The organism is Pseudomonas sp. YH-1, from assembly GCF_051990045.1.
GTDB lineage: Bacteria > Pseudomonadota > Gammaproteobacteria > Pseudomonadales > Pseudomonadaceae > Pseudomonas > Pseudomonas nicosulfuronedens.
Window position 1 is genome coordinate 2,146,730 of sequence record NZ_CP178184.1, and the last position, 13,333, is coordinate 2,160,062.

12 protein-coding genes and 1 pseudogene are annotated in these 13,333 nt (G+C 56.5%); 6 read left to right on the forward strand and 7 right to left on the reverse strand.

Features of this window, described 5'->3' with window-relative positions; all coding sequences use genetic code 11:
* The first annotated feature begins 11 nt into the window (after positions 1-11).
* The 5 genes and pseudogenes from rluD (at position 12) to ACKI1H_RS10190 (ending at position 6,581) form a co-directional block, all read left to right on the forward strand.
* Positions 12-971 carry a 23S rRNA pseudouridine(1911/1915/1917) synthase RluD gene (gene rluD, locus ACKI1H_RS10170; protein WP_440468275.1) on the forward strand — a complete coding sequence of 320 codons (960 nt, stop codon included), beginning with the start codon at positions 12-14 and terminating at the stop codon, positions 969-971.
* Positions 968-1,693 carry a peptidoglycan editing factor PgeF gene (gene pgeF, locus ACKI1H_RS10175; RefSeq protein ID WP_440468276.1) on the forward strand — a complete coding sequence of 242 codons (726 nt, stop codon included), beginning with the start codon at positions 968-970 and terminating at the stop codon, positions 1,691-1,693. The genes rluD and pgeF overlap by 4 nt, the downstream gene beginning before the upstream one ends.
* A 233-nt stretch (positions 1,694-1,926) precedes the next feature.
* A pseudogene (locus tag ACKI1H_RS10180) lies at positions 1,927-2,922 on the forward strand (IS30 family transposase).
* 2,047 nt (positions 2,923-4,969) lie between these two features.
* Positions 4,970-5,740, forward strand: coding sequence for a hypothetical protein (locus ACKI1H_RS10185; RefSeq protein ID WP_226046003.1), 771 nt, complete (start codon positions 4,970-4,972; stop codon positions 5,738-5,740).
* A 151-nt stretch (positions 5,741-5,891) separates the two neighbouring features.
* Entirely contained in the window at positions 5,892-6,581 is a 690-nt protein-coding gene (locus ACKI1H_RS10190; RefSeq protein ID WP_226046004.1) for an inovirus Gp2 family protein, read from the forward strand.
* A 433-nt stretch (positions 6,582-7,014) separates the two neighbouring features.
* Here the strand turns inward: ACKI1H_RS10190 and radC are convergent, their stop codons facing one another.
* The 3 genes from radC to ACKI1H_RS10205 form a co-directional block, all read right to left on the reverse strand.
* A complete protein-coding gene (radC, locus tag ACKI1H_RS10195) occupies positions 7,015-7,509 on the reverse strand; it encodes a RadC family protein (RefSeq protein WP_440468277.1) in 495 nt (164 codons plus the stop codon).
* Positions 7,510-7,726: 217 nt separating this feature from the next.
* Positions 7,727-8,047 (reverse strand): hypothetical protein, encoded by a 321-nt coding sequence (locus ACKI1H_RS10200; RefSeq protein WP_440468278.1) that lies wholly within the window; start codon positions 8,045-8,047, stop codon positions 7,727-7,729.
* Positions 8,048-8,091: 44 nt separating this feature from the next.
* The gene (locus tag ACKI1H_RS10205; RefSeq protein ID WP_440468279.1) at positions 8,092-8,541 is read right to left on the reverse strand and encodes a hypothetical protein; all 450 of its coding nucleotides are present in this window, start codon (positions 8,539-8,541) and stop codon (positions 8,092-8,094) included.
* A gap of 143 nt (positions 8,542-8,684) precedes the next feature.
* Between ACKI1H_RS10205 and ACKI1H_RS10210 the strand changes: the two genes are divergently transcribed.
* The gene (locus tag ACKI1H_RS10210) at positions 8,685-9,047 is read left to right on the forward strand and encodes a helix-turn-helix domain-containing protein (protein WP_440468280.1); all 363 of its coding nucleotides are present in this window, start codon (positions 8,685-8,687) and stop codon (positions 9,045-9,047) included.
* A 658-nt stretch (positions 9,048-9,705) separates the two neighbouring features.
* On the opposite strand, the gene ACKI1H_RS10215 is transcribed toward ACKI1H_RS10210, so the two are convergent.
* The 4 genes from ACKI1H_RS10215 to ACKI1H_RS10230 form a co-directional block, all read right to left on the reverse strand.
* Positions 9,706-10,647, reverse strand: a complete 942-nt coding sequence (locus tag ACKI1H_RS10215; RefSeq protein WP_440468281.1) for a recombination directionality factor — start codon at positions 10,645-10,647, stop codon at positions 9,706-9,708.
* 76 nt (positions 10,648-10,723) lie between these two features.
* Entirely contained in the window at positions 10,724-11,719 is a 996-nt protein-coding gene (locus ACKI1H_RS10220) for a YqaJ viral recombinase family protein (RefSeq protein ID WP_440468282.1), read from the reverse strand.
* 75 nt (positions 11,720-11,794) lie between these two features.
* Complete coding sequence (locus ACKI1H_RS10225; RefSeq protein ID WP_440468283.1) at positions 11,795-12,763, reverse strand: DUF932 domain-containing protein; 969 nt, start codon at positions 12,761-12,763, stop codon at positions 11,795-11,797.
* A 120-nt stretch (positions 12,764-12,883) separates the two neighbouring features.
* Positions 12,884-13,216, reverse strand: coding sequence for a hypothetical protein (locus ACKI1H_RS10230; protein WP_226046013.1), 333 nt, complete (start codon positions 13,214-13,216; stop codon positions 12,884-12,886).
* Positions 13,217-13,333 lie beyond the last annotated feature (117 nt).

Here is a 13,333-nt window from a genome sequence, read left to right on the forward strand (position 1 = left end):
CGTGTCCAGTCATGTCCGATATCATCCAACTCGCGGCAGAAGTGCCGTTCGACCTCGGTGGTCAGCGTCTCGACCAGGTCGCCGCCCAGCTCTTCTCCGATCACTCCCGTTCCCGCCTGGCTGGCTGGATCAAGGACGGCCGTCTCAAGGTCGATGGCGCCGTGTTGCGTCCGCGCGACATTGTCCACGCCGGCTCGCGCCTGGAACTGGACGTCGCGCTGGAGGCCCAGGGTGAATGGGTCGCCCAGGATATCGAGCTGGACATCGTCTATGAAGATGACCACATCCTGATCATCGACAAGCCGACCGGCCTGGTGGTTCACCCCGCCGCCGGCCACCAGGACGGCACCCTGCTCAATGCGCTGCTGCACCACGTGCCGCATCTGGCCAATGTGCCGCGCGCCGGCATCGTGCACCGCCTGGACAAGGACACCACCGGCTTGATGGTGGTGGCCAAGACCCTGGAAGCGCACACCAACCTGGTCGCCCAGCTGCAGGCGCGCAGCGTCAGCCGCATCTATGAGGCCATCGTCACCGGCGTGATCGTCGCTGGCGGCACCGTCGACGCGCCCATCGGCCGTCATGGTGTACAGCGCCAGAAGATGGCGGTGATCGAGACCGGCAAGGTCGCCATCAGCCATTACCGCGTGCTGGAGCGCTTCCGTGCGCATACCCACACGCGGGTGAAGCTGGAAACCGGACGTACCCACCAGATCCGCGTCCATATGACGCACATTGGCCATCCGCTGGTGGGCGACCCCACCTACGGCGGACGTTTCCGCATTCCGCCGGGGGCCAGCCCGACGCTGATCGAGTCCCTGCGCGATTTCCCGCGTCAGGCCTTGCATGCGCGCTTCCTGGAGTTGGATCACCCGGCCACCAACGTGCGTATGAAGTGGGAGTCGCCGCTGCCGGATGACTTCACCTGGCTGCTGAGCCTGCTGCGGCAGGACAACGAGTCCTTCGTATGAGCCCGTGGCTGACGCCCGACTGGCCGATTCCAGCGAACGTCCGCGCCTGCGTGACGACCCGCGCCGGCGGCGTCAGCCTCGAGCCTTTCGACAGTTTCAACCTCGGTGACCATGTCGGTGACGACCCGGTTGCCGTGGCCGAGAACCGCCGCCGCCTGACCGCCGAGCTGGGCTGCCAGCCTGCCTGGCTGAGCCAGGTTCACGGTATCGATGTGGTCGAGGCGGATCCGTCTGTTGTCTCCACTGCGGATGCCAGCTGGAGCGCCACGCGTGGTATTGCCTGCACCATCATGACTGCTGATTGCCTGCCGGCGCTGTTCTGCGACCGCGCGGGTACTCGTGTCGGTGCAGCCCACGCCGGCTGGCGCGGGTTGGCGGGCGGCGTTCTGGAGGCAACCGTGGACGCCATGGGCCTCGCGCCGGTTGAGCTGCTGGTCTGGCTGGGGCCGTCCATCGGCCCGCAGGCCTTTGAAGTCGGCCCGGAAGTGCGTGAAGCCTTCCTGAAGGGCCACGCCGAAGCCGAGCGCGCCTTCCTGCCCAGTGCCAATGCGGGCAAGTACATGGCCGACATCTATGAACTGGCGCGTATCCGCCTCGCGGTGAAGGGTGTAACTGCCGTCTACGGTGGGGACTTCTGCACATTCACTGACACCGAGGACTTCTATTCTTACCGCCGCAATGCCTGCACCGGCCGCCTGGCCAGTCTGGTCTGGTTAGCATAACCTCACCGTTCGACTCCTTCGGTGAAGCAGGGCGAATCAGTTTTGCGGCGGGTGGGGGCAAGGCATGGTCTCCAGTGGATACGGCAAACAGCCGTTGCCCGTCTTGGAGTATTGCGGGTCTATCAGCGTCAACAGCCCGCGTAGGAAAACGAAAAATCCTGACGGCGGCAAAAGCTGAGTGCAACACCTGACCAATCCGGTACGGTGTTGCCATGACCTACTAAGAACTCAGTATCGAAGAACGCATCACGATCTAGCTTGGCCAGCTTCAGGGTTTGAGCCAGCGAGCCATCGCCAGAATGCTTGATCGAAGTCCCTCGACCATCAGCCGCGAGCTTCGTCGCAACAGCTCCGAGGCCAACTATTACAGGGCGAGCCAAGCTCAACAGCACATGCGCCAGCGTCGCACCGCCTGCCGTCCTCAGCGCAAGCTGCTGCCGGACAGTGAGTTGTTCGACCTGGTGGTACATCTGCCGCGAAAGCGCTTTTCTCCTCAGCAAATTGCCGGCAAGCTTCGAGATATGAAATTCCCAAATTTTGAAGACGTGTACGTCTGTCGCGAGACAATCTACAACGCCATTTGCGCGCTGCCCGTCGGTGAGCTTCGCAAGGCGCTGATCATCTGCCTGCGCCAAGGCAAAACCAGTCGCCGCCCCCGCGCGGGCGAGGTTGACCGTCGTGACTAAATCCCCGACTTGGTCAGTATTCATGTGCGACCACCGGAGGTGGAGGATCGCCTGACGCCGGGTCACTGGGAAGGTGACTTGATCAAGGGCAAAGCCAATGCTTCTGCGGTGGGAACACTGGTAGAACTCAGCACGGGTTATCTGATGCTGGTGAAGATGAACGACGCAACCGCCACCTCGGCTGTCGAGGGTTTCATTGCCGCATTGAACCGCATGCCGCGGGCTGCGCGTAAAACGTTGACCTACGACCAGGGCCGGGAAATGGTGCGTCATGCCGAGATCACCCAGCGTACTGGAGTGGCTGTTTACTTCTGTGAGCCGCATAGCCCTTGGCAGCGCGGCAGTAACGAAAACATCAACGGCCTGATTCGCCAGTACCTGCTCAAAGACACGGACTTGTCTGGCCACAGCCAGGAGCAACTGGATGCTATTGCCTACGAGTGGAATATCCGCCCGCGTCAGCATTTCAATTACAAGTGTCCCATCGAAATGATGACGGCGATGATGGCCAAGCATCATGAGAGTCCATCCGTAACTCAATGACAGGGTGTTGCGCTCGGTCTCTGAAATCGCCGACTTATAAAATCAAGGCGCCATCCAAGGGGAATATTATCTCATGGTGTTTGGAGGAAAAGACGCTTTCACTCTTTATGTTATCGCTAAGTTAATGTGTGGCGGGAGCGCCATTAAGCACACAAGTTTCTATGTAATTTGACAGTATAATAAATTATGCGCTCTGCAGCCCCGGAGAGCGCATAATGTTCTCCTGCCAATTTCGTGGAAAAGAGATGGCGGTTTGCGCGAAGATCACAATAGAATCAAAGTTTGGCGAACTGAGATATCGCTTTGGCACTCATCAGGCTTTGGAATTGGAGTTCCCCTCAAAACCTATGTCTCCTGCAGAATATGCAAGAGGGAATAGACTCGGATATGGTTCGCGAGGAATCTTGACTTTTCTCAGGCTTGTTACAGAGGGTGCAAGTTATACAGTTTCACGGAAGTTATAAATCCGACTTGCCAGGAGGATGGTGCAAGCGAGCAGGGCGGGGTCATCATCGAAAGGTATGGAAAAATAATTTGAATACGCTTGTGTGATAACGACGAGATTCCTTATGCGGGGCTGCTATCAGATCAAAAGGTCCAAAGCAGCGAAATTCCGCTAAATTCAAAAGTCCCATCCGGGCTCTCTGATTTCAAACCATGAGCTTGCTTGAGCAAGCGTCATTCGAGCTAATCACGTTGAGCTTCACATAAAAACATGAGCTCCATGTTTTCTGCGCGCCAGAATACCTTTTTACGCGCATGAACTCTTCCTCTGTGTTTATCTGGTCGGAGAGAATAGAAGGATAAAGTAAACTTCGAATTGGGTTGGATCTATACTTAGTGGGCGCGTGCGATTATTATTTTTGAACTATAAATAGCGGATTAGGGAGGTGTTAAACAGTGCGTGGCGTTAGCGGGCTGGTAGTGGTGGATTTTTCCCCGTCAGCCGGGCACTGCACCACCGTTAAGTTGATGTGGTCCGAAGTCCTCTGCATTCACGAGGAGATCGATAATTCAGTGCGCTGTGGGATGCCCGTTGTTGTAGTGCTCCAAGGCAATGGCCAGCTTCTTTTCCGCGCTCCAACGGCGTCTGCGCTCAATCTCGAGAATTTCTGCCCCTAGGGGCTTGGTGTTAGTCATAAACACAACTGTATGCTTATCCCTTAAGTTGCGGATGATACGCTATCCGGTCTTTCAGGGAGCAAGTCCAGGTCTGAAGTAACTATGAATTTCTATCCGACTTCAGCGCCTACCGATTTTGAAAGCGACCCATTGATAAAAAACTATCAGATCAGCCGCTAATTTCTGTGTTTTTAGCTGCGGCCAGAACTCCACGGCAGTCATCTTCCGCTTTAAGGATATTCTGAAAAAGCCCGAATTTTATGAAACTACTGGCCTGTAAGTCGCATGGTTACTGGGTCTGATTTTTCGATTGGGGGCTTTTTCAGAGTATCTCTAAAGGTTTAGTATTAGGGGGTTGAAAATCAGGATAAATATTTTGGAAAATCAGGATAAAGCCCATTGGGCGGTTGTTCCGTGCAGGTGTTTTCTGTTGGGGGCGCGTCTTTCGCTGAGGGCGCGTTACCTTCTCTTTCAGTTGGTGCGCCTCTATTCACTGGGGCAGCCTGAACATACAACAGTAGGTGGAGTACAGCGTCTGGCCAAGGACACTGGATTTAGCAAGGATGGGGTAAGTAGAAATCTAAGGATCTTGGTTGATCTGGGAGTGCTAGTGCGAGAGCAAAAGGCGACTCAGGGTCGGCCAAAGGCTATCTATCGACTCAATAGGACAATGCAGCAAAAGCTGTTGCATCGTTGGTCAATGACGCTTTTGGCTCCCTGGTTGTCTAGAGTTCTGATATCTGATGAGCCTCCATTTAGTGCTCTATCCATATCAGAACGATCTCTGCTGGCGTTTCTCTGGGGCCAAGTTAAGAATCCTAGGGTATGTGTGTTGGATGGCCAGAGTGTCTCTAAGCTAGCCAGGAGGGCTGGTATCTGCTCGTCCACGTTTTACGCACTCACCCAGCAGCTACGCCAGAAAGGTATGCTGGTGTCTTCCGGCGCAGATTTTACTGCTGATGGGAAATCCAATAAGACGAAAACGTATTTTCTACTGGGGCCGGCGGTTGTGAGTTGTTGGTCCCATGCGTATACCTGGCATGTATGTTTGGATGCAGGGGCGAAGGAAGGGGAAAAGGCAGTGTTGCGTTGGTTTTCGAGCGGTAGTGGTCAGCACAGCGGCGAGGAGTTGCTAGCGATTATAGAGAGTTTTTCCGGCGCTAGAGCTAGTAATGAATGGCAGATTGTTCGGTATAAATTGCCAGGATTTTTGGATGCTCCTGGAAGCGGGAGCTACGTGTTAACGCAGTGTTGTGCTGCGCTCTCTCATGCATTTTCGGATACGAGGAGTTTTATATGGTATACCCGTGTTCTCTATGTGAAAATTCAATGGGCGTTACTAAGGGTTTTAGGTTTTCCGATTGCGGACGCTGATGTACATCAGCTCGCGATTGAGGAGCTTGACCTTGAAAAATTTTCTAGTGAATGGCGGGCATTGTGTTTGTTTGCTGAAAAACTCTCGGTGTTATTGGTGGAGGCGCTCAAGCAGATATTTCCTGTGTTCCTATCTCCACAAGAGCTTGGTAGGGGGAGGAGGTTGAGCTGCTATCCGGTGGCAGTCGATGGCTCTCAGCAGGTGCGTATTGATCTTGTGACCGATGATGAGTTTGCCGCTGCTAAGTTCGGAGCGTATTTGCTTTCTGAAAGTAAGCATGGTGGCCTTGATCTACCTGAGCAGCTTCAGGCTGGTGCGTAGTATTGAACGCTGTTTTGCTGTTGGTTAGTTAATATTATTAATCCTGGCGATGCTAATAGAAATACCAGCCTGGTTTTGGGTTGTATCAAAGTGATGCTGTAAGCGCTTACAACATGGAGAGCTTTTATGTAACTCATCATAGGAGCTTTCCATGTTCATACAGCCACCTAATGACTCGCCTGAATGGCAGGGCCTACCAGTTCAGCGGCCACTGCATGAGCTCATTCCGCATTATCTGCAACGCACACATGCCTTGCTAATGGATTGTCTGAAATCACATCCCCGCTGGAGTGTGTTCCGCATCGATCTCAGGGTGCCTGATGGGGAAAGCTTGCCCCTCAGGGCCATGACCGATTTTATCGAGTCGATGAAGAGTCAGTTGATGCATGCACAAGCTGTCAAGCGGGCCGCTGGGAAGCGAGGTTATGACCCAATGCTTCGCTATCTCTGGGTGAGGGAATGGCAGGATGCTGATTTCCCGCACTACCACGTCGCGCTATTGCTCAATCGAGATGCTTATTTCTCCTTGGGTGACTACAGCCAGTTGCAGTCTGACGTGTGCTCTTACGAGACAATGCTCGCTGGGCGCATCTGTAAAGCCTGGGGTGCCGCGCTGGGGATGGATTGGCGTGTTGCAGGACGCGGTGTGTATTTCCCGGAGCGGCCGGTATCGCCGTTACTGCTGCGGCACGCGAACTACCTGCAACAGTTCGCTGGGGTCTTCTACCGTCTGAGCTATTTCGCCAAACTCGACACTAAGCCGGATGGCGATGGTCAGCGCAATTTCGGTATGAGTCAGCTACACCGGCATTCAACCGGCACTCCTTGGGCTACCACTTGAGCCTAACAGCGGCGCTTGATCATTGAGGCGCGGGGGCGGCACCGATGGCGGGGAGAGGAGGTCTAGGGCGTTGGGAGTCTGAGGTCTGGGAATGGATTCTGGCACCGCGCGAAGAGCAGGGTGAACATCCCCCTCGCTGATCCGCGAACAGTTATTGTGCTGTCTTATAGCAAGTCCATCCTGACTTCCGCGCATCCCGCCAACGAGACGCCATGCCCGGTTGCTGCCAAAGCAAAAAAAAAATAAGGGCCTATAGCTGTACGGACAGCCCTTGGGCTGTCCGTACATGCCAGTGGCCTCCCGCACTCGAGTTGCCTGTCTGCTGTTTTTTGTCCAGTGTGTAATGGTCTAGCGGGCAGCAGCGCTGCAACGAGTCTACGACCCGCGCCGTTAGAGCTGCATATGCGGGTTAGCGCAGCCCCGTACCTACGCTTCAGAGGTAGCCCAGCTCTGCCAGCGACGCGCAACCCTCACTACCGACAATGATGTGATCGAGCGTGCGTATGCTGACCAACTCCAGTGCCTGTTTGAGTTTGGTGGTTAATAGGCGGTCTGCCTGACTAGGCGCCGGATCCCCCGAAGGATGATTGTGTACCAATATGACCGCTGCGGCGTTATGGGCGAGGGCGAGCTTGACGACTTCCCGGGGATAGACGCTGGCACCATCCAGCGTGCCGCGAAACAGTTCCCGAAATCGGATGACACGGTGTTTGTTGTCGAGTAGCAGTACGGCGAATACCTCGTGCTCGTACTCCTGCAGGAGAATCTGCAGGTAGCTGAACACCTCCGCGGGATGATGCAAGGCATGACCTTTCCGCAGCCGCTGGCTGGCCAGGTGCTTGGCCATCGCCAGGATGTCGTGCTCAGTGAGCGGGGCATTCGCGATGTAGGTGTCGGTGGTTTCTCCGGCCTTGAACTTGGCTGTCATTGGATGAGCTCCATGGGCTTTTTGCGGGCATAAAAAAGCCTGACCCGTTGCCGGGTCAGGCTGTTAGATGGGATGGGCGTCGAGAGATGCTGTCGTGATCTAGTAGGGAGAGGCCAAAAGAGCCCGGTATTACTGGCTACGGAAACCCTGAAGAGGAATTCACGAATCTGGCGTAGTGGCTCTTCGGTTGCTCGAGTTTTCTGCAGAGAGGAGGAGTTTATGAACGATCAAAACTAAAGTCGTAATCACCCGCACTGGTGGAAATGGAAACTTCAACCACTTTCCTGCAGGAGGAAATGTCAATCTTCAACACTTCGCCAAATGGTATTTTAGACGGCAGAACCTGCTGAGCAGCAGCTGTGCAGTTCCCTCGATTCACTTGCACTTTTTTGATCGTGACACTGTCTTGTTTGGCAGTAATTCGTACTTGCGGTGTTCCCCAAAAGGAGTTGCTTCCCAGTTCCACTTCAACGGGGGGCTTCGAGTCACAACCTGTAATGGCGGCTACTACAAATGCGATAGTCAAGTATTTCTTCATCGATTGAGTCCTTTGAAGGATATAAGTTGCCGCTTTTGGTTGAACTACCAAGCGGAACGACAGAAGTTTTTATTGCTGTTCAGAGGTTGGAGAACCTCTGAAAGATTCTTGGTCGGAAGCTTCACTGTCTTGCCCTCTGCACTGAGCTGCAGGTTGTTGGCCCTGCGCAGCGCTGCCCAGAACCCAGGGAAGTTGGAGCCACAGGCATGGCAGTCGGTGAAGAACGGATTGCTGTAGAACACACCATCGACGATGACATCGAAGCCAATGTCGTCGCTGGATGAGTACTGCTTGCCTGCAATCGTGGCGTAGGCGCTGACGGCACTTTCACCATCGTCCGGGCAGGAGATATTCAGCTCGTTACCATTGCCATCGTCGACCAAGTGTTCCTGGACCCCTTGGGCGTAACCGCTAGTCCATTCGTAAGTGCCAGCGCTGGCTGTGGAGACGGCAGCCGTTGTTAGAACGGCTGCGAGCAGTAGTTTCTTTTTCATGAGGACACGTCCTTTTCCCAATAGAGTTGAGAGGAAAGTGGTTTCTGATCAGGGATGCAACTCAATAGGTTGAGAGTCATCGTTTTGTGTCCTTCATGTCAATGGGGCGGTAGCCAACCATCAAGGTTGAGATGGGAGGCGTCATGTCCGAGATTGATCAGAAACACTTGGCTGAAGTTGTGGGCCGAGCGATTGCCAAGCAGCGGGTGCGCTGTGGCATGACCCAGGAGGAGGTTGCCGAGCGCCTCGGAGTGGGGAGCGAGGCGGTATCGCGCATCGAGCGTGGGGTGGTCATTCCGACGGTGCTGCGCTTGCTCGAGCTGGCCTCGGTCTTCGAGTGCGAAGCCGCTGAGCTACTCAACGAGTCGAGTTCACGCGTGACCGATCAGGCGAGCCGAATCAGCCAGCTGTTGGGTGGACTGAACGAGGTGGATCGTCAGTTGGTGATGGGCATCGTGGAGCAGTTGAGCGGGCGGCTTAGCCGCAAGCAGGGAAAGGCTCGCTGAATTAGGCCATGTTCGCGAAGCACGGTAATCTCGCCAGCGGCGGTGCGTCTGGATCGAGCAGCAGAAAGCGTACATTGGCTTGCCCAGCCAGGTGCAGGATGTCGACGAACTCCACGGGCAAGCCGTAGTCCAGTTGCCGCTGGCGCAGATCGGCCGGGCGGGTGCTAACAGTTCCAGGTTATCTTCCGTCCAGGGGGTATTTCTCAGCTTGCAGCCGACGACACTGTGCCCCGACATCTCAAAGAACTCGATGTGTAGTTGGCGTAAGTGCAGGGGTTTATCGGCATAGGCGAGGCCGAACAATTCATCCACGACGACCTCCGGTAAATGCGCAGTGCTGATTTCCCAGCAGCGACTGAAGTGCCCAGTCGCGAAGGTCAGTCGTTCAGCGATTTGCTGCGCCTGCTCCTGCGTGGGTTGTACGCCCAGAACCAGTGCGTGATCCCGGTCCTTTGCGTGGATCACGTAGGACAATGCTTGCAGCGAACCACCCGGTTGCAGGTCCTGTACCAGTAGTTGGATGGACAGCTTGTCGTAACCGCGTAAAAAGGGATTTGGATTCATGGAGCCTCCGAACGGATGCATGCTGGCATCCGGCGACGGTGAAAACAGGTGATGGAAGGCAGGAGCCCCAAAGAGGGCTTCTGCTCATACGGTTTCAGGCCAATGGTCCCGCGCGCCCGAGAGCCTCTGTGCGCTCTTTCAGCAAGCTGGAAAGCTGTGCGCAGGTGCTGTCATTTGTTGATGACGGTACCGAGTGCTTGGACTGCGATAATGCTTGGGCTGGTGTATCGGTCGAAGGCTCCGGGAAGAACTCATCGACGATGGCGCTGCCTTCGTCCTCGCTGTCTTCGAAGGCGCCATTGGCAAAGCCCAGACGGGCTGTGGCATCCAGGGCCGCCTGATCAAACCCCGAAGCCTGGCGTAGTTCATCGAGCTTGCGCGCCTGCTGCAGCGCCAGCTCCATGGCCACGCCACTACGCACCGTGATATCGACGTAAAAGATCGGTGAGCCATGGCTCTGGCGGGTGGACTTGCCCCGCAGGCGTAGTTCCAGAGGAAGACAGGCCAGGCGATTGCCGGAGATGGCCTGCAGGTACTGCAGCCGTGCTGCCAGCGTGCGGATGCTGTTGAAGCCGGTCGTGCGAAACACGAAGCTACCCAGCGCATCCTCATCGCCGATGACCACGTTGAGTCGACCGTAGGGCTTGCAGGCTCCACCCTTGCCCAGCGGACAGGCATCGGGTGAAGGGCAGGGTAGCGACTCGATACCCTCCTGGCCTCGACGCTTGCAGGTCTCGCCATTGCCGACGCACAGAGGCCGCCCCGACTGCCGATCGAACAGGCAATACTCGGCGCGAAAATTTAGCTCTGGTGCGTTGAACAACAGACGCACCGGGATGCTGCGGATCTTGCCGCCCTGAGCCTTACGCAGCGCTTCGTCCAGGGGATGATTGATCCAACCATCGCGCAGTTGCACCTGTGAGGTAATGGTGAATTGGTCGTCTTTCTCCGGCAGGCGCTTGCCGTTCTTCTCAACAACCTTGCCGATGGAAATCCGTCCGAGCACCGGTGGGGTAATGGCCAAGCCTTTGAGCATGGTGGTTCTCCAGTGGATGAATAAAAAAGATCACCTCGACGCAGGAGCGCCGAGATGGTCAATGGGGGAAACGAGATCAGAGGATCAGGAAGCGGCGGCTGCCGGTCTTGGTGCTGGGATAGCGTGCCAGCAGGTAGGGCTTTTCCTTGAGCAGCCGCGGTATGTCGAGCACCACGCTGTCCTTGGCTTTGCGCCAGGACACCGAGCCGTTGGCGAACTGCGCCCGGGTGGCATCCCCCATGGCTTGCTGCAGTTGCTGCTTTAGTTCGGCTTCACGTTTGCCCTGGGCTGTCAGGCTGGCACGAACCGATTGCAGTTCATCGAAGACGCCCGATAGGAGCGGGCTCTGAGTGAAGTCCACGGTGCTACCACTGTCTTGTGGATACAAACAGCGCAACGCCTGCTCCGCGGAGTCGGAGCCATCAGCGGGTGGTGGCGTATCGCGTTGTACGTAATTCCAGAAGTCCCGCTCCAATTCGATCAGCCGCGTGATGAGCTCTTCGTCGCGCTCGATGCGGTGGATCTCTAGACTCTGACCACCGAGCAGTATGGCCACGTCGGCAGCCTGTTTGCCGGTTACTGCCAACTGGTGCATGACCTGCAGTTGCACATACACCGGTACACCTTCTTTCCAGAGTCGAGCTCCATTGATGCCCGCGGTCTTGCATTCGAGAATCTGGACATCGCTGGCGCCGATCACCTCGCGGTCGATATTGGCGAGCATCCAACTCAGTGTGGGATCGGGATGCTGCAGCACGGCATTGATCCTCCGTACTCGATTACCAGTGCGTTGGGTGTAATGGGTGGCCACGATAGGTTCGAGGATGTTGCCCCAGTAGGTGGGGCTATCTTCATCGTGGGGATCGCTCTTGGGCAGTAGGGCATCGCGGCCTGTCTTCTCCAGCCACAACTCCAGTTGCGACTGGTAGGGATTGAGGCCGACTGCGGCGGCGGCATCCGAACTGCCGATACCGTGCTTACGCACTGACAGCCACTCGTCACGAGACAGATCCTTGGTGCTTACCAGGCGCAGGGCCGGGCGGGGGCTGCCATGCAATGAGGTTGCTTTCATCGTATTTACCTGCAGACATAAAAACGCCCGATCAGAGCGAGGCTGATCGGGCGCGAGGATTGATGAGCGAAAGGGCTAGGCGACAAGGCGCAGTGCGGCATCCAGGGCGCGTTGCTTGATCTGGGCGCCCTGGCCGAACCAGGCCGAGTCCATGCGGTACTCGTTGCTGCGCGCACGACGCTCGTGGTCGACGAACTCGGTAACGGCATTGAGCAGTCCCCAGGCGGTACCGCGTGCTGAGTCCAACTGACTGCCTCGGCCGTGCCCTTGGTACAGGCTTTCCACCTTTTGCATGGCGCGAATGTTCGGTACAGCCTTGCTTTGCTGACTGGTAGGCGAGCTGTCGCCCAGTACGGTGGTGATGAAGCTCAGTGCTTCCTTGGATTTCACTTTCCGCTCAGCCAACGTCCTCATGCGATACATGAACTCGTCCCATTGCGAGACGGCGATACCGAGTTGCTTCTTCACTAGCTGCAGATCAAAGCGGGTGCTATGCGGCACCTTGATCGCCCGGCTAGTACCGTCCAGGGCGATGGTCAGGGTGTTGTTGCACACCACGCGCACCGTGGTCGGCGTCGCCGTGGTGGCCAGGGTGCCGTCGCAGGAAGTGGCCAGCAGCAGGTAGCCATTCACCTGGTCATTACCCTTCAGGGGTGTGCCTTGTCCCGTGCGTGCCAACGCCCAGAATTTTCGTCCTCCCTTGAGCACGCCAGCAGTCTCCAGCTCATAGCCAGAGACCTCGGTTAGGTCGCGGTAGAATTCCAGCACCTCACGGGGCTGCACGGTGTGATAGCGCTGGGAAACCACCGATAACGGCGCTTTGCTGTCCGAGCGATAGAGCACCTTCTGCTCGGGGTAGGAGTGGATGGTGCCCAGATGGCCGATGGCGTCGGACTTGAAGTGAACCGGACTTTCGAGAATTTCCCAGTCCATGCCGGCGTCACGTTGCCAGACTTCGATGGGTTGTTGCTGGGTGAGTTGATTGCCCAGGCCATGCCAGGGTGTGGCACCGACATAAGCCATTTGTTCGATGAGATGAGCCATAAATATCTCCTTGCCAGAGGACACTGGCGAGCGCCAATGCTCGGCTTCAGCAGCGAACATCAACGTGCGGAAAAGTGAGGGAAAGGCGATGCGCGGGAGCGGGGTGCTACAGGGGGGTGGTTAGTTTTCGCTGACCGAAAACACCTGGCCGCAGGCCTGGCACTCGAAGTTGTCGAGCACCTGGGCATCGATTTCTTCGCCCATGCGGGCACCGGCCAGGCTGCCCACGGCGCCACCGGCCAGCCCGCCCAGAATGGCGCCGGCTACACCGCCGAGTACGGCGCCAATGGGACCCGCAACGGCGCCTATAGCAGCGCCACTTTGGGCGCCGGTGACCGCGCTGGCGGCACCGGTCGCGGCGCCACCGAGCGCTCCGGCTGCGCCGCCGACTTTGCGGGCGAAATTACGGGTACGAATGTGCTCAGAATTACAGGAAGGGCAGTAAATCGACATTTTTCAGACTCCTGTTCAACGAAAAGGGCTGAAGAGGGCCATACGTGCCCGTCTTCCCTTGAGTAATACAGGTCTGAAATTTCTTTGAATCCAGGTGATGGCCTCCGACATCACGAC